This window comes from Pseudomonas sp. 3JA (genome assembly GCF_036961705.1).
GTDB classification, from domain to species: Bacteria; Pseudomonadota; Gammaproteobacteria; order Pseudomonadales; family Pseudomonadaceae; genus Aquipseudomonas; species Aquipseudomonas fluorescens_Q.
Genome location: NZ_JBAMDJ010000012.1, coordinates 65,602 through 82,614, shown reverse-complemented (window position 1 = coordinate 82,614; position 17,013 = coordinate 65,602). Strand labels below are relative to the sequence as shown.

Genomic DNA, 17,013 nt, shown 5'->3' with positions numbered 1-17,013 from the left:
GGGATGGCTGGCAAAAAAATCACAGAAAAAGAGGGCAGCTCGTGGGCCGGGAAGATTGAAAAGTATTCCCGCAAAATCTGGCTTGCTGGTTTAGGCGTGTACTCGAAGATCGACACTGACGGCAGCAAGCTCTTCGAGTCCCTGGTTAAGGACGGCGAAAAGGCCGAAAAACTCACCAAGACGGCAGTCGGCAAACAAGTCGATGCAGCCAAGGGCTCTGCCGAGTCCGCCAAGTCGCGAATCGGCGGCGTGAAGGATCGTGCACTGGGCAAATGGGACGAACTGGAGGGGGCTTTCGACAAGCGCCTGAACAGTGCGATCTCGCGCCTGGGTGTGCCGAGCCGTAATGAAGTCAAGGCACTGCACAGCAAGGTCGACACCCTGACCAAGCAGATCGAAAAACTCACCGGCGCCAAAGTCGCACCCGTGGCGACCAAGACTGCAGCGGCCAAGCCGGCCGCTAAAACGGCGGCCAAGCCATTGGTCAAGGCAGCGGCAAAAACCGCCGCCAAACCTGCGGCGAAAGCAGCAGCCAAGCCCGCGGCTAAAACTGCTGCGGCCAAGCCTGTTGCCAAGGCGGCGGCCAAACCGGTAGCGGCCAAAGCGGCAGCCAAGCCTGCGGCCAAACCCGCGGCCAAACCCGCGGCTAAAACGGCAGCGGCCAAACCGGCAGCGAAACCCGCGGCCAAGCCTGCGGCAAAAGCGGCCAAACCTGCTGCGGCGAAAAAACCGGCCGTGAAAAAGCCGGCCGCGCCGAAAGCCGCTGCACCGAAGGCGCCAACCGCGGCCGCCAAACCGGCGACCCCGACGAGCACGGCGAACTCCGCCGCCGCTCCGACCCCGGTCGCCACGCCAACTCCAGCGCCGGCTCCAACGACGCCTACCACCCAGTCCTGATTCTGCGGGACATGCAAAAACGCCCGGCCTGTGAAGGCCGGGCGTTCGTTCCCACGCTCCCGCGTGGGAATGCCTCCAGGGACGCTCTGCGTTCCGCTGTTTGAGACGCGGAGCGTCTCGGGCTGCATCCCCCGCAGAGCATGGGGACGAGCGTCACACTGCGTTACTCGTGTTCTTCCAGGTAGCGCAACGCCAGTTGCTCAGTCGCCACCTTGGTCGCGGGTGGCAGGTGCGGGGCCACCAGCATCATGATCTGGTAGACCACCAACCGAACCTCGCCTTCACGGTCGAGGATCCGCTGGTAGTCCAGGGAGAACAGCAAGGTCATGGTGATCTGCTCCACCAGCTGCCCTAGGGCCTGGGTATCGCTGATCAGCAAACCCTGGGCCTTGAGCTGCGCCAGCAGTGAGGCGAGGGTGCGCTTCAGGGCATTGAGCAATTGGCGGATACCCTTGGCCAGCTTCGGCAGGCGCCCGGCCAGGTTCGACAGGTCCTGGAACAGAAAGCGGTACTGGGCCAGGCGCTCGACGATCAAGTGCAGGAACAGCCAGTAGTCTTCCGGCGCCAACTGCACGTCCGCTGGAGGGTCCAGCAGCGGCGCCAGTTCGCCCTGGAATCGCTCGAATAGCCCGAGGATAAGCGGTTCCTTGCCATGAAAGTGGTAATAGAGGTTGCCCGGGCTGATGCCCATTTCGTTGGCAACTTCCATGGTGGAGACGTTCGGCTCGCCCTTTTCGTTGAACAATTGCAGGGCACATTCAAGGATGCGGTCGCGGGTTTTCATCCGGTCTTCTTAATGATCAAGTCATGCCACGGCCAATCGCCTGGCCGTGGGGTAAGGTGCTTCAGCGCACGCGGACATAGGTACCGGGAGCTGCGTCCAGAGGCGGATAGTTCGCGTTGCCCAAGGTCATCTGAGTTTCGTGCTGGGCGCCGGAACGCTCCTGGATCCAGCCCAGCCATTGGGGCCACCAGCTGCCTTCGACGTGTTTGGCGTCGTAGTACCAGGCCCGTGGGTCGCTGCTCAATTTTGCGCTTTCGATGAAGTTGGCCTTGGGGTTGCCCGGCGGGTTGAGGATGCTCTGGACGTGGCCGCTGTTGGAGAGCACGAAGCGCTTTTCGCCACCGAGCAACAGGGTCGAGCGATACACCGCGTCCCACGGTGTGATGTGGTCATTTATGCCGCCCACACTGAAGCTGTCCACCGTTACTTTCTGCAGGTCGATAGGTGTGCCACACACTTCCAGACCGCCGGGATGGGTCAGTGGGTTGTGCTTGAAGAAGTCCAGCAGGTCGCCGTGGTAAGCCGCCGGCAGGCGGGTGCAGTCGTTGTTCCAGTAGAGGATGTCGAAGGCCGGCGGCTCCTTGCCCAGCAGATAGTTGTTGATGAAGTAAGTCCAGATCAGATCGTTGGGGCGCATCCAGGCAAACACCCGGGCCAGGTCGCGGCCATCGAGGATGCCTTTCTGGTAGGAACGGCGCTTGGCGGCTTCGAGAGTCTGCTCGTCGATGAACAGCGTGGCCGGGCTATCGATCTGGCTGTCCAGCAGGCTCACCAGGTACGTGGCACTGGCGACCCGACGCAACTGGCGCTTGGCTTGCAGATGGCCTTGCAGGGCGGCGATGGTCATGCCTCCGGCGCAGGCGCCCATCAGGTTGACCTCGCGGGCGCCGGTGATCGCCCGGCAGACGTTCATGGCCTCTTCCACGGCCTCGACGTAGCTGGACAGGCCCCATTCGCGGTGGCGTACGTCAGGGTTGCGCCAACTGATGATGAAAACTTGCAAACCGTTTTTCAGGGCGTACTGGACGAAGCTGTTGGAAGGGCTCAGGTCGAAAATATAGAACTTGTTGATCTGCGGCGGCACGATCAGCAACGGCTTGGCGTATTGCTTTTCGCTCATGGACCGGTACTGGATCAGCTCGAGCAATTCGTTGCGAAATACCACCGCGCCAGGGGTGGTTGCCAGGGTCTTGCCGACTTCAAAGGCATGGGGCGTGGTTTGTCGCGGCAACCCGTCGTTGTGCAGCAGGTCATCCACCAGATGGCTGAGGCCTCGAACCAGGCTGGTGCCGCCGGAGTTGAACAGCTCCTTGACCGCCAGCGGGTTGAGCAAGGTGTTGGACGGCGAAACGGCGTCGTTGAGCAGGGCGAAGGCGAAGTGGGCGCGGGCGCGGTCATCCTGGCTCATGGTGCTTTCGTCGATCCAGCTCGTCACCTGTTTCTGCCAGCTCAGGTAGGCCTGCAGGCTGCGGCGGTAGAACGGATTGAGCTGCCAGGTGGGGTCGGCGAAACGCTGGTCGTTGGGGTTGGTGGGGTGCAGGGTCTCCCCCAGCAGCACTCGGCCCAGTTGACCGCCCAGCTTCAGCGCATGCCGGGCACTGTGCACCGGGTTGCGCAAGCCGTGTACGGCAACGCTGCGCAAGGTGGACAGCAGGTCCCTGCCACGCAGGCCGGTGACCGCACTTTGTGCGTTGATGAAGCTGGCAGGGGCGGGCATGGAACCCTTCGCCGGTTTGTCGCGCATGAGTCAACTCCTTCGTCATCAGGCTAAAAACAAACACACCGAACCAGACAACATAGTCGCTGTTTCGGGTCGCTGCGCGGTCCGGCGTCCTGCCAGGCGCTAATGGGCGGTTTCAGCCGCCCAGTGGTGAGGGGTGCGGATGCATCACCGCACGCTGACGTTCTTCCTCCAGGAATTTCATGATGATCGGCGCCACCGCCTCGGCCCGGGTGATCAGGAACAGATGGCCGTCATCGATGATGTGCAATTGGGCGTTGGGAATGCGCCAGGCCAGCATGCGCATGTTGATCAGCGGGATCAGCGGGTCATCGTCGCCAGCCAGCACCAGGGTCGGCTGGTGGATCTTGTGCAGCCAGTGGATGCTGGTCCAGCCCAGGCCGGCGAACAGTTGCCAGTAATAACCGAGCTTGCCCGCCGAACGAACCTTGGCCGCATGGCTGGCCGCCAGGCTCGGGTCGCGACGGAACGAACCGCCGTAGATCAGTGGGGCGATACGCATCACATGGGAAGGTTGAACGTAGCGCCGGGGGCTGGCCATCATCCACAGCACCTTCGGTTTACCCGGCACCATCACCGCCCCGGCCGCCGTGGCCGCCAGTACCAGCTTCTTGCAGCGCTCGGGGTAGTCATGGGCGAACTGCTGGGCCAGGGCGCCCCCCCAGGACACGCCGATCACATTGACCTGCCCGTAGTCCAGGTAATCGAGCATTCGCGCGGTGAGTTTGGCCAGGCCAGGAAAACGATACGGTCGGGTGGGCGTCGATGAGCCGCCGACACCGGGTACGTCAAAGGCGATGACTTCCAGGTCCGGGTCCAGGGCCTGGATGAACGGGAACACCAGCTCGAGGTTGGCGCCGATGCCGTTGAAAATCAGCAGCGGCGTCAAGTGAGGCTTGCCGGGACGTACCGCGGTGCGCAAGGTCTGGCCATCCAGATCGACGGTACGGAAGATGTACGGTTGCGGCATGCTCAAGCCCTGGGGTGGAGAAGTGGAAAAGCAGCATCAAGCTTCAAGTTTCAAGCTGCAAGTTAAGGCGCTTGAAGCTTGAAGCTTGAAGCTTGCAGCTATCTTTCATGCACATAAGTGCCGGGCGCCGCTTCGCCGGCCGGGTAGGCCTTGTTGCCCAGCACGGTCGGGGCTTTTTTCAGTTTGCCCGAGCGCTCGGCCTGCCAGGCCTGCCAGTGCAGCCACCAGGAGTCGGTGTGCTTGGTTGAATTCTCCTGCCAATCCTCGGCCTTGGCTGGCATGTCATCACTGGTCATGTAGCGCGACTTGGGATTGCCTGGCGGGTTGAGGATGCTCTGGATATGGCCGCTGCTCGACAGCACGAACTCCACCTTGCCACCAAACAGCTGTGCCGACTTGTAGCAGGACTTCCACGGCGTGATGTGGTCGTTGGTGCCGGCCAGGGAGAAGATGTCGGCGGAGACCTGCTTGAGATCGATGGGCGTGCCGCACACTTCCAGTGCATTGGGACGGATCAGTGGATTGTTCTTGAACATTTCGATGAGGTCGCCGTGGAACGCCGCTGGCAGCCTCGTGGTGTCGTTGTTCCAGAACAGGATGTCGAACACGGGCGGCTCGTTGCCCAACAGATAATTGTTGACCCAGTAGTTCCAGATCAAGTCGTTGGGGCGCATCCAGGCGAACACCTTGGCCATGTCGCGACCTTCGAGTACACCGGCCTGGTAGGAATGGCGCTTGGCCGCTTCCAGGGTCTGTTCGTCGACGAACAACGCCACGTCGGTGTCCAGGGTGGTGTCGAGCACGCTGACCAGCAGGGTCAGCGCATTGACCTTTTTCTCGCCTAGGGCGGCGTAATGGCCCAGCAGCGCGGTGCAGGTGATGCCGCCCGAGCAGGCGCCGAGCATGTTCACGTCCTTGCTGCCGGTGATGGCCGTGACCACGTCCACCGCTTCCTTGAGCGCCTCGATGTAGGTCGACAGGCCCCACTCGCGCTGCTCCTTGGTGGGGTTGCGCCAACTGACGATGAAGGTCTGCACGTTGCTGCGCAGGCAGAAGCGCGCCAGGCTCTTGTCCGGGCTCAGGTCGAATACATAGAACTTGTTGATTTGTGGCGGTACCACCAGCAGCGGTCGCTCGTGGACCTGCTCGGTGATGGGGCGGTACTGGATCAGCTCCAGCACGTCGTTGCGAAACACCACGGCGCCTTCGGTCACGCCCAGGCTCTTGCCGACCTCGAACGCGCCCATGTCGACCTGGCTCGGCATCCCGCCGTTGTGCACCAGGTCCTTGGCCAGGTGGGACAGGCCATCGAGCAGGCTCTTGCCGCCGGTTTCGAAGAAGCGCTTGACTGCTGCCGGGTTGGCCGCCGAGTTGGTCGGGGCCATGGCTTCGGTCATCAGGTTGATCACGAAATGCCCGCGGCTGATGTCCGCGGGCGAGAGGTTGCTGTCGTCGATCCAGGCGTGCAGCTCCTTGCGCCACGCCAGGTAGGTTTGCAAGTAGCGTTTGTAGAGTGGGTTCTGGCTCCACGCCGGGTCAGCGAAGCGACGGTCGTCGCCGGCCGGCTGCAGTTCGGATTTGCCGAACAGGACATTCTTGAGTTCGACGCCGAAATGGGCGACGTGCTTGACGCTGTGCAGCGGTTGTTTGATGGCCTGGGTCAGCACCATGCGGGCAGAGGCCAGCAGATCTTTCCTGCGCAAGCCGACGACGGGATTCAACCCCAGGGTATTTTCCGAGGCTTGATACTTCAGGTCATCGTTGTTCTTGTTGCTCATCTACGACGCTCCATTGTCCTTCAGACGAGTACCCGGATCGAGCCATGAAGCCACACAGCCAATACCAGGTACGCTGCTCGGGTGACCATTAATTCCGCATCGAGGGCCAATGAGGAAACGTATGCCAGGAACTCGGCGGTTCCTTTGCAGGTAACTTGCCAGCTCCATTGGTTACCCGAGTTTAATTTTTTTCGCAAGCAGGCCAGTCATTGACGTTGCTGCGCGGGCATTCAAGCAGATGAGTCTAGAAAAATCGCCCTAAAGCGCCAGCCCCTGAGTTAGAGCATCAGCTTGACGACGGACTCGTCCGGGTCGCGGGTTTTTCCGGCGGCCTTGAGTTCGCCAAGATAATCGTTCCACAAGTCTTCCTGACGCACCGCCAACTGGTAGAGATAGTCCCAGGTGAACAGCCCGCTGTCGTGGCCGTCGTCGAAGGTCAGTTTCAGTGCGTATTGGCCGGCCGGTTCGACCTTGATCAGTGCAACGTTGAGCTTGCCGTATTGCAGGATGGGTTTGCCGTGGCCCTGGACCTCGGCGGAAGGCGAGTGCACCCGCAGGAACTCGGCGGGCAAGTGATACTCCTCGTCCGGCGCGTATTTGAGCGTCAGGGTCTTGGAGGCTTTGTGCAGGTTGATGGCGGTGGGGAGTTTGGTCATGGCAGATCGTCCGTTTCGTGACGCCTTGCATGAGCGATCCGTGGCGAGGGAGCTTGCTCCCGCTGGAGGGCGAAGCCCTCCCAAAAGACTCCCGATAATCCGCCGGAGTCGGGTTTTTGGGGCCGCTTCGCGACCCAGCGGGAGCAAGCTCCCTCGCCACAGGAGCCCGCTCACACAGCGTGTGGCCTACAGGATATACCGCGACAGATCTTCGTTCTGCGCCAATTCACCCAGGTGGCTGTTGACGTACTCGGCGTCGATGAGGATCGGCGCTTCGTTGTGGGCGCTCGCCAGGTCGCCGGCGCTGAACGAGACTTCCTCGAGCAGGCGTTCGAGCAACGTGTGCAGGCGACGGGCACCGATGTTCTCGGTCTTCTCGTTGACCTGCCAGGCGATCTGGGCCAGGCGCTTGATGCCTTCCGGGGTGAACTCGATGTTCAGGCCTTCGGTCTTGAGCAGCGCGCAATACTGTTCGGTCAGGGACGCGTGGGGCTCGCTGAGGATGCGTTCGAAGTCTTCCGGCGTCAGCGCCTTGAGCTCGACACGGATCGGCAGGCGACCCTGCAGCTCTGGCACCAGGTCGCTCGGCTTGCTCAGGTGGAACGCACCGGAGGCGATGAACAGGATATGGTCGGTCTTGACCATGCCCAGCTTGGTGTTGACCGTGCAGCCTTCGATCAGCGGCAGCAGGTCGCGTTGTACACCTTCGCGGGACACATCGGCACCGCCGACATTGCCGCGCTTGGCGACCTTGTCGATTTCATCGATGAACACGATGCCATGTTGCTCGACCGCCTCCAGCGCCTTGGCCTTCAACTCTTCTTCGTTGACCAGGCGGCTGGCTTCTTCGTCGCGCACCAGTTTCAGCGCTTCCTTGACCTTGAGCTTGCGGTTTTTCTTCTTGCCCTTGCCCATGTTGGCGAACAGGCTCTGCAACTGATTGGTCATCTCTTCCATGCCTGGCGGCGCGGAAATATCGACGCCGGCCATTTCGGCCACTTCGATCTCGATTTCCTTGTCGTCCAGCTGGCCTTCGCGCAGGCGCTTGCGGAACAGTTGGCGGGTGTTGGAGTCCTGGGTCGCGGCGGCGTCGGCGTTGAAGCCCATGCGCGCCGGCGGCAGCAGGGCGTCGAGGATGCGCTCTTCGGCGGCGTCTTCGGCGCGGTGGCGGACCTTGGTGATTTCCTGTTCGCGCAGCAGCTTGATGGCGGCATCGGCCAGGTCACGGATGATCGACTCGACGTCGCGGCCGACATAGCCGACTTCGGTGAATTTGGTGGCTTCGACCTTGATGAACGGCGCGTTGGCGAGTTTGGCCAGGCGCCGGGCGATTTCGGTTTTACCGACACCGGTCGGGCCGATCATCAGGATGTTCTTGGGGGTCACTTCGACGCGCAGTTCTTCGGGCAATTGCATCCGGCGCCAGCGGTTACGCAGGGCGATGGCGACGGCGCGCTTGGCATCGTCCTGGCCGATGATATGGCGGTTGAGTTCGTGGACGATTTCGCGGGGAGTCATGGACATGGTAATTGACGGTCCTCGAGCAGGAATGAGCCGTGGCGCTGGGCCGGAACAGACTTATTCGTCCTGCTCCTCAATGGTCTGGTTGTGATTGGTGAAGACACAGATGTCGCCGGCAATGCCCAAGGCAGTCTCGACGATTTCGCGGGCCGACAGGTCGGTCTTTTTCAGCAGGGCGCTGGCAGCAGCCTGGGCATAGGCGCCGCCGGAACCCATGGCGATCAGGCCATCCTCGGGTTCAACCACGTCACCGTTGCCGGTGATGATCAGTGAGGCCTCCTTGTTGGCGACCGCAAGCATGGCTTCGAGGCGGCTCAGGGAACGGTCGGTGCGCCATTCCTTGGCCAGTTCCACGGCGGCTCGGACCAGATGGCCCTGGTGTTTCTCAAGTTGGCCTTCGAAACGTTCGAATAACGTGAAGGCGTCGGCAGTGGCCCCGGCGAAACCGGCGATGACTTCGCCGTGATACAGGCGGCGGACTTTCTTCGCGTTGCCTTTCATCACGGTGTTGCCCAGTGAAACCTGGCCGTCGCCGCCCATGACGACTTTGCCATGACGGCGGACTGAAACGATGGTGGTCAAGGGAGAGTCTCCACGCAGCGGGGCGAAAATGCCCGGATGGAACTCATATGGGGGTGACGCGGGGTTTTTCAACTGTGGGGTGGAGGAGGGGATGAGTGGTGTCCCGGGTTGCCGATCAGGTTTGTGGCAACGGCATTCACTGTGGCGAGGGAGCTTGCTCCCGCTGGAGCGCGTAGCGGTCCCAAGCTGTTGGGGCTGCTGCGCAGCCCAGCGGGAGCAAGCTCCCTCGCCACAAAAGCCCCACAGCCACAGGTGTCCTTGACGAGATCAGCGGCTCTGGCGTTGTTGTAACAACAGGTTGCTGAAACCGCTGCCGGCCAATTGTTTCTGGGCCTTGGTCAGTTCTTCGCGGTTGCTGAACGGCCCGACCAGTACCCGGTACCAGGTTTCGTCCTTCACGGTGCCGGACTCCACCGCCACGGACTGACCCAGCAGAATGATCTGCGCCCGCACCTTGTCGGCGTCGGCTTCCTTGCGGAACGAACCGGCTTGCAGGAAGAACTTGGTCACCGGCGCGGCTTTCTGCACCGGTGGGGCGGGCGGCGGCGTGATGCCGGCCAGGGCCGCCTGGGCGCGGGCGGTGTCGATCTTCGCCGCTTCGGCCGGGGTCACCGGCGTGGTGGGCACTTGCGGCGTCGGCAGGGTTTTCTCCGGTACGGCTTCGGGCGGCACGATGACTTCCGATTCCGGCAGCAAGGTGTAGAAGTCGTACTTCGGCTTCACCGGTTGCGTTGGGCTCGGCGGAGTCTTGTTGGCCTCGGCGATCCGCGTGGCTTTCTGCTGCTCTTGCCGGACGCGCTTGACGTCATCGCCCTGGCCCGGCTCCAGCTTCATCAGAAACACAATGAAAGCGCCGACGGTCAGGCCGATGGCCATCCACAACCAGCCCGGAATCGGTTTTTTGGCTGGAGGCTGGTAACGACTGGCGCCGCGTTTGGGTGCAGGTTTTTTCTTGGCTGCCAACTTACATGCGCTCCAGGGTTTCCAGGCCCAGCAGTTCCAGGCCTTGCTTGAGCGTACGCCCGGTCAGCGCGGCGAGGCGCAGGCGGCTCTGCATTTGCTCTGGGGTTTGCGCGTTGAGGATCGGGCAGTTCTCGTAGAAGCTGGAGAACAGCCCGGCGACATCGTACAGGTAGGCGCACAGGGTGTGCGGCGTGCCCTTGTCGGCGACGTTATTCAACACTTCACCGAACTGCGCCAGCTTCGCCGCCAGCTCCTGTTCGTGAGGGGCCTGGAGCACAATCTGGCCGTCCACTTCATTGAAGCTTTTGCCGAGCTTGCGGAACACCCCCGCCACGCGGGTGTAGGCGTACAGCAGGTACGGCGCGGTGTTGCCTTCGAAGTTGAGCATCAGGTCGAAGTTGAAGCTGTAGTCGCTGGTGCGGTGCTTGGACAGGTCGGCGTATTTCACCGCGTCGATGCCCACGACCTTGGCGATCTTGCGCAGTTCGTCTTCGGCCAGCTCGGGGTTCTTGCCCTTGACCAGGGTGTAGGCGCGATCCTGGGCTTCGGTCAGCAGGTCGATCAGCTTCACCGTGCCGCCATCGCGGGTCTTGAATGGGCGGCCGTCGGCGCCGTTCATGGTGCCGAAGCCCATGTGCTCCATCTCCATTGGATGGGTCACGAAACCGGCCAGGCGTGCGACTTCGAACACTTGCTGGAAGTGCAGAGCCTGGCGCTGGTCGACGAAGTACAGCACCCGATCGGCCTTGAGCACGCTGTTACGGTAGCGCACGGCTGCCAGGTCGGTGGTGGCGTAGAGATAGCCACCATCGGCCTTGACGATGATCACCGGCAACGGCTCGCCATCGGCGGTCTTGAACTGGTCGAGGAACACGCACTGGGCGCCGTTGCTTTCCACCAGCATGCCCTTGGCCTTGAGGTCGTTGACCACGTTGATCAGGTCGTCGTTGTAGGCGCTTTCGCCCATCACGTCGGCCATGGTCAATTTGACGTTCAGCAACTCGTAGATTTTCTGGCAGTGGGACAGGGAGATGTCCTTGAACTTGCTCCACAGCGCCAGGCACTCGGCATCGCCGGCTTGCAGCTTGACCACCAGGCCCCGGGCACGGTCGGCGAACTCGGGCGACTCGTCGAAGCGTTGCTTGGCGGCGCGGTAGAAGTTCTCCAGGTCCGACAGTTCATCGCTGGTAATGGGGTTTTCCTGAAGGTAGGCCATCAGCATGCCGAACTGGGTGCCCCAGTCGCCAACGTGGTTCTGACGGATCACGGTGTCGCCGAGAAACTCCAGGACCCGCGCCACGCCGTCGCCGATGATGGTCGAGCGCAGATGGCCGACGTGCATTTCCTTGGCCAGGTTGGGCGCCGAGAGGTCGACCACGGTGCGCTGCAACGGACCGGCCTTGCGCACGCCAATGCGCTCGTCGGCCAGGGCCGCGTCCAGGCGCGAGGCCAGGGCCTGGGTGTTCTGGAAGAAATTGATGAACCCGGGGCCGGCAATGTCGGCCTTGCTGACGTTCTCGTCGGCCGGCAGCGCGGCGATGATTTTCTCCGCCAAGTCCCGCGGTTTCATGCCGGCCGGCTTGGCGAGCATCATCGCGATGTTGCTGGCGAAGTCGCCGTGGGTCTTGTCGCGGGTATTTTCGACCTGAATCGCCGGCGACAGGCCTTCTGGCAGCACACCTTCAGTGACGAGTTGGGCGATGGCTTGCTGGATGAGCTGGCGAATGGTGTCTTTCATGGTCTTCTCTTTCAACCGCAGGCGCGGCGGCGCTTCGATGCGCTGGTGGAAAAACTGGGCATTATCCGTGGCCCGGACGAGCTTGCCAACTGTAGCGGGTCGGTTGGGGATGTGTGGTGACTATTCTTGCTGGCCTGGACGCACGCGATCCCACAGGGGGCCGGCTTGCGGTCCATTCAGTACAAATCCACCGGATCCACATCCAGCGACCAACGCACTGCCCGTCCACTGGGCATCTGCTCCAGCACCAGTAGCCAGGCACTCAATAGCCGATGCAACGGCGCCCGGGCATTGGCCTGTAGTAAAAGCTGGGCTCGATAGCGCCCCGCCCGCCGTTCCATCGGCGCCGGCACCGGGCCTAAGAGTTCGATGCCGGTGAGGTTCTGCTCCGCCAGCAAGCGCTCTGCCTCGCCGCAGGCCTCATCAAGGAACGCTTCGGCCTGCCCCGGCTTGTGGGCCTCAGCCCGCAACAGCGCCAGATGGGCAAACGGCGGCAGGCCGGCGCTGCGCCGTTCACTCAAGGCCTGTTCGGCGAAGGCGAAATAACCTTGCTCGGTCAGTTGGATCAGCAACGGATGATCGGCCAGGTGGGTCTGGATGATCACTTTGCCCGGCTCCTCGGCCCGCCCGGCCCGGCCTGCGACCTGGACGATCAACTGTGCCATGCGCTCGCTGGCGCGGAAATCACCGGAAAACAGTCCGCCATCGGCGTCGAGGATCGACACCAGCGTGACCCGTGGGAAGTGGTGCCCCTTGGCGAGCATTTGCGTGCCCACCAGGATGCACGGCTGGCCCTTCTGGATCGTTGCGAACAACTGGTTCATCGCATCTTTGCGCGAAGTGCTGTCGCGATCCACCCGCAGTACCGGGTAATCGGGGAACAGGATGCCCAGCCGTTCTTCGGCGCGTTCGGTGCCGGCGCCGACCGGGCGCAAGTCCACTTTGCCGCACTGCGGGCAATGCCTTGGCACGCGCTCGACGTGGCCGCAATGGTGGCAACGCAACTCGCCATGGCGTTGATGCACGGTCATCCGCGCATCGCAACGCTCACAACCAGACATCCAGCCGCAGTCGTGGCACAACAGGGTCGGGGCAAAACCGCGGCGATTGAGGAACACCAGGACCTGTTGCCCGGCAGCCAGGGTCTGGCCGATGGCTTGCTGCATCGGCCCGGAAATACCGCTGTCCAGCGGGCGGCTTTTCACGTCCAGGCGCAGGAAGCGCGGTTGCTTGGCGCCGCCGGCCCGCTCATTGAGGCGCAGCAGGCCGTAGCGACCGGTATAGGCGTTGTGCAGGCTTTCCAGCGATGGCGTGGCCGAGCCGAGCACGATGGGAATGTTTTCCTGGCGGGCGCGCACCAGCGCGAGGTCGCGGGCGTGGTAGCGCAGGCCTTCCTGCTGTTTATAGGAACCGTCGTGCTCTTCGTCGATGATGATCAGGCCGGGGTTCTTCATCGGTGTGAACAGGGCCGAACGGGTGCCGATGATGATATCGGCCTCGCCGTCCCGGGCGGCGAGCCAGGCCTCCAGGCGTTCGCGGTCGTTGACCGCTGAGTGCACCAGGGCGATCCGGGCGTTGAAGCGCTGTTCGAAGCGCGCCAGGGTTTGCGGGCCGAGGTTGATTTCCGGAATCAGCACCAGCGCCTGCTTGCCGGCCTCCAGGGTCTGGCGGATCAGTTGCAGGTAGACCTCGGTCTTGCCGCTGCCGGTGACACCTGCCAGCAGAAAGGCGTGATAACTGTCGAAACCTGCGCGAATCGCTTCGCAAGCGGCTCGCTGTTCGGCGTTGAGCGGCAGTTCCGGCTGGGCCAGCCAATGTTCATGGCGGGCGCCGGGGGCATGCCTGCGTACTTCCACCTGGACCAGGTCCTTGGCCAGCAACAGGTCCAGGCTGTCCTTGCTGAGCATCAGTTTGCTCAACAATTGGTGCGCCACGCCGTGGGGATGTTGGGCCAGGGTCGCCAAGGCCTCGCGCTGGCGCGGGGCGCGGGCGATGCGTGGATCGTCCAGCGAGGCGCCGGGCGCCACCGACCAGAACCGCTCCTGGCGCGCCTCGGCCGGTTCGCCTTGGCGCAGCAGCACCGGCAGCGCCCAACTCAGGGTGTCGCCGAGGCTGTGCTGGTAATACTGGGACGTCCACAGGCACAACTTGAACAGCGCGGCGGGCAGTGGTGGCGTGGCATCGAGCAGGGCCAGGGCTGGTTTGAGCTTGTCGACCGGGACCTCGCTGTGGTCGGTGACCTCCACCAGGATGCCGATCATCTCCCGCCGGCCGAACGGCACCCGCAGGCGCATGCCCGGCTGCAACTGGGCGCGCAGGACTCCGGCCGGGGCGCGGTAGTCGAACAGGCGGCGCAGCGGCGAAGGCAGGGCGAGGCGCAGGATGGCGTCGGGCACGCGGGGGATCTCGATAGGCGGACAAGTTCGCAAGGCTGAACACGATTCAATGTGGGAGCGAGCTTGCTCGCGATGGCTGTGGCACAGCCAGCATCACTGCAACTGACCCACCGCTATCGCGAGCAAGCTCTCTCCCACAGGGATTGTGCTTGAGGCCGCGAGCCTAGCAGACGGTTGGTACAAGTCATAGCTTGCGTGATTGATGTTGTCTGGTAGAATCCGCGGCCTAATTACGTGCGGTATTCAACAATAGTGTTGGGTGGCGGCACGCTAGCCTGAGGAAAACAGCATGAAAACCGATATCCATCCGGAATACCCAGTAATTGCCGTAACCTGCAGCTGCGGCAACAAGTTCGAAACGCGTTCGACCTACGGCAAAGCCCTGGCGATCGACGTTTGCAACGAATGCCACCCGTTCTACACCGGCAAGCAAAAGACTCTGGATACCGGCGGTCGTGTTCAGAAGTTCGCCGATCGTTTCGGTGCTTTCGGCAAAGTTACTCCAAAAGCCTGAGGCTGATCATTTTGGATGGTCGTTTCGACCGCTCCAGACTGATGAAAAAGGCGTCCCTTGCGGGCGCCTTTTTTGTGTCCGCGATTTGCCTCGGTGGTGCCCAGGCGTCCTGTCCTTCGCCGGGCAACCTGCCCCAAGTGGCGGTGCAACGGGTGGTGGACGGCGATACCTTGTACCTGGAGGATGGCCGGCGCATTCGGATGATCGGTCTCAACAGCCCTGAACTGGGCAAGCGAGGCCGCGCCGACGAACCGTTCGCCGTGGCGGCGCGTCAGCGACTCGAAGCCCTGGTAGCCGCCAGTGATGGCCGGGTGGGCGTGTTGCCTGGCAAGGATGACCGCGATGATTACGGTCGCACACTGGCCCATGTCTACAACGCCCAGGGCGAGAACCTCGAGGAACGGTTGATTGCCGAGGGGCTGGGGTTTCTGGTGGCGGTCGCGCCGAACGTCGACCTGGTCAGATGCCAGCAAATGGCTGAACGTCATGCGCGGCAAGCCGGATCCGGCCTCTGGAAAAAATCGCCCGTCGTGCGAGCGGAGCAAATCAATGCGCCCGGTTTTGTGCTGATGAGCGGACGTGTCGAAAACGTGCAGCGCAATCGCGGTGGCATCTGGATTGAATTGCAGGGGTCAGTTGTCCTGCACATTGCGCCCGGTGTGCAAAGACGCTTCGACGCCTCGGCCCTGAAGCGGCTAAAGGGCCGAAAAATCGAGGCCCGTGGCTGGGTCGTCGATCGCGCCCGACGCGGCGGCCACAAGGCCGGGCAGGCGCGATGGATGTTGCCGCTGACCGATCCTGCCATGCTGCAAGCGGTCTTGTAAGAAAAAATTGTAGACATTTTGTCAGTGGATTGTATGCATGTGGCCCTTGTGTTTCGTGGCTCTTGGCCCAAAGTCGTAGGGCAGGGCGCTTGACAGCAGTGACTGGTCAGTCTTGTGGGGACTTTGCGAGGCGCGTATCCTCGGCGGTCCGTCTGTCCAACACAGTAAAAAGCGGAATGCCCACATGTCTGATCTGAAAACTGCCGCTCTCGAATATCACGCTAATCCTCGTCCAGGGAAGCTGAGTGTCGAGCTCACCAAGGCCACCGCTACTGCTCGCGACTTGTCGCTGGCCTACAGCCCCGGCGTAGCCGAACCAGTCCGCGAAATCGCTCGCGACCCTGAACTGGCCTACAAATACACCGGTAAAGGCAACCTGGTTGCAGTCATTTCCGATGGCACCGCGATTCTCGGCCTGGGTAATCTCGGCCCATTGGCTTCCAAGCCAGTCATGGAAGGCAAGGGCGTGCTGTTCAAGCGCTTCGCCGGTATCGACGTATTCGACATCGAAGTCGATTCCGAGAGCCCGCAAGCCTTCATCGACACCGTCAAGCGCATCTCCATTACCTTCGGCGGCATCAACCTGGAAGACATCAAGGCACCTGAGTGCTTTGAGATCGAGCGCGCCCTGATCGAACAGTGCGACATTCCGGTATTCCACGATGACCAGCACGGCACCGCGATCGTTACTGCGGCCGGCATGATCAACGCCCTGGAAATCGCCGGCAAGACCCTGCCGGAAGCCAAGATCGTCTGCCTCGGCGCTGGCGCTGCGGCCATCTCCTGCATGAAGTTGCTGGTGAGCATGGGCGCCAAGATCGAAAACATCTTCATGGTCGACCGTACCGGTGTGATCCACTCCGGCCGTGACGACCTGAACCAGTACAAGGCCGTGTTTGCCCACGCGACCGACAAGCGCTCCCTGGCGGACGCGCTGGACGGTGCCGACGTGTTCGTCGGCCTGTCGGGTCCGAACCTGCTGAGCCCGGAAAACCTGCTGCGCATGGCGCCGAACCCAATCGTGTTCGCGTGCTCGAACCCGGACCCGGAAATCGCCCCGGAACTGGCTCACGCCACTCGTAATGACGTGATCATGGCCACCGGCCGTTCGGACTACCCGAACCAGGTCAACAACGTACTGGGCTTCCCGTTCATCTTCCGCGGTGCCCTGGACGTTCGCGCCAAGCGCATCAACGAAGAAATGAAAGTCGCGGCCGCCAACGCCCTGCGCGAACTGGCCAAGCTGCCGGTGCCTCAGGAAGTGTGCGACGCCTACGGCGGCATCAAGCTGGAATTCGGTCGTGAGTACATCATCCCGAAACCAATGGACGCCCGCCTGATCACCCTGATCTCCGACGCCGTGGCCAAGGCCGCCATCGAGACTGGCGTGGCGACCCTGCCGTATCCGAAGAACTACCCGCTCAAGAGCGTGGATGACGTGTTCAACGGCTAAGCCGTTGTAGCGCTTCAACGAAAAACCCCGGCTCTTGCGAGTCGGGGTTTTTTATTGTCCTGCGGAAATTGTCTGGGGCGACATGGTTCTTCAGGGAAGCCAGATAACCTGTGGCGAGGGAGCTTGCTCCCGCTGGGCTGCGAAGCGGCCCCAAAAACTTGCGGTCGCTGCGCAACCGAGCGGGAGCAAGCTCCCT

At 62.3% G+C, this 17,013-nt stretch carries 14 protein-coding genes; 4 read left to right on the top strand and 10 right to left on the bottom strand.

Annotation, left to right across the window (positions count from 1 at the left end):
- Positions 1–3: 3 nt before the first annotated feature.
- Positions 4–897, top strand: a complete 894-nt coding sequence (locus V7773_RS12015) for a phasin family protein (RefSeq protein ID WP_336073557.1) — start codon at positions 4–6, stop codon at positions 895–897.
- A 163-nt stretch (positions 898–1,060) separates the two neighbouring features.
- On the opposite strand, the gene V7773_RS12010 is transcribed toward V7773_RS12015, so the two are convergent.
- From V7773_RS12010 to V7773_RS11965, 10 genes are all read right to left on the bottom strand, one after another.
- The gene (locus V7773_RS12010) at positions 1,061–1,681 is read right to left on the bottom strand and encodes a TetR/AcrR family transcriptional regulator (protein WP_063323318.1); all 621 of its coding nucleotides are present in this window, start codon (positions 1,679–1,681) and stop codon (positions 1,061–1,063) included.
- 61 nt (positions 1,682–1,742) lie between these two features.
- Entirely contained in the window at positions 1,743–3,425 is a 1,683-nt protein-coding gene (gene phaC / locus V7773_RS12005) for a class II poly(R)-hydroxyalkanoic acid synthase (protein WP_336073555.1), read from the bottom strand.
- Between the two features lie 112 nt (positions 3,426–3,537).
- Positions 3,538–4,392, bottom strand: coding sequence for a poly(3-hydroxyalkanoate) depolymerase (phaZ, locus tag V7773_RS12000; protein WP_336073554.1), 855 nt, complete (start codon positions 4,390–4,392; stop codon positions 3,538–3,540).
- 98 nt (positions 4,393–4,490) lie between these two features.
- Positions 4,491–6,170, bottom strand: a complete 1,680-nt coding sequence (gene phaC / locus V7773_RS11995) for a class II poly(R)-hydroxyalkanoic acid synthase (protein WP_092222305.1) — start codon at positions 6,168–6,170, stop codon at positions 4,491–4,493.
- A 278-nt stretch (positions 6,171–6,448) separates the two neighbouring features.
- Positions 6,449–6,826 (bottom strand): gamma-butyrobetaine hydroxylase-like domain-containing protein, encoded by a 378-nt coding sequence (locus V7773_RS11990; protein WP_063323314.1) that lies wholly within the window; start codon positions 6,824–6,826, stop codon positions 6,449–6,451.
- Between the two features lie 186 nt (positions 6,827–7,012).
- Complete coding sequence (hslU, locus tag V7773_RS11985; RefSeq protein ID WP_063323313.1) at positions 7,013–8,350, bottom strand: ATP-dependent protease ATPase subunit HslU; 1,338 nt, start codon at positions 8,348–8,350, stop codon at positions 7,013–7,015.
- A gap of 54 nt (positions 8,351–8,404) precedes the next feature.
- A complete protein-coding gene (gene hslV / locus V7773_RS11980; protein ID WP_265032891.1) occupies positions 8,405–8,929 on the bottom strand; it encodes an ATP-dependent protease subunit HslV in 525 nt (174 codons plus the stop codon).
- 267 nt (positions 8,930–9,196) lie between these two features.
- Positions 9,197–9,892: an SPOR domain-containing protein gene (locus V7773_RS11975; RefSeq protein WP_063323312.1), complete on the bottom strand. Its 696-nt coding sequence runs from the start codon at positions 9,890–9,892 to the stop codon at positions 9,197–9,199.
- 1 nt (position 9,893) lies between these two features.
- On the bottom strand, positions 9,894–11,630 hold the full coding sequence (gene argS, locus V7773_RS11970; protein ID WP_092146793.1) for an arginine--tRNA ligase: 1,737 nt from the start codon (positions 11,628–11,630) through the stop codon (positions 9,894–9,896).
- A gap of 176 nt (positions 11,631–11,806) precedes the next feature.
- On the bottom strand, positions 11,807–14,026 hold the full coding sequence (locus V7773_RS11965; protein WP_336073551.1) for a primosomal protein N': 2,220 nt from the start codon (positions 14,024–14,026) through the stop codon (positions 11,807–11,809).
- Between the two features lie 289 nt (positions 14,027–14,315).
- On the opposite strand from V7773_RS11965, the gene rpmE reads away from it, so the two are divergent.
- From rpmE to V7773_RS11950, 3 genes are all read left to right on the top strand, one after another.
- Positions 14,316–14,540 carry a 50S ribosomal protein L31 gene (gene rpmE, locus V7773_RS11960; RefSeq protein ID WP_003196965.1) on the top strand — a complete coding sequence of 75 codons (225 nt, stop codon included), beginning with the start codon at positions 14,316–14,318 and terminating at the stop codon, positions 14,538–14,540.
- A gap of 41 nt (positions 14,541–14,581) precedes the next feature.
- On the top strand, positions 14,582–15,364 hold the full coding sequence (locus tag V7773_RS11955; protein WP_336073549.1) for a thermonuclease family protein: 783 nt from the start codon (positions 14,582–14,584) through the stop codon (positions 15,362–15,364).
- A gap of 184 nt (positions 15,365–15,548) precedes the next feature.
- The gene (locus V7773_RS11950) at positions 15,549–16,817 is read left to right on the top strand and encodes a malic enzyme-like NAD(P)-binding protein (RefSeq protein ID WP_063323308.1); all 1,269 of its coding nucleotides are present in this window, start codon (positions 15,549–15,551) and stop codon (positions 16,815–16,817) included.
- The last annotated feature ends 196 nt before the right edge of the window (positions 16,818–17,013 follow it).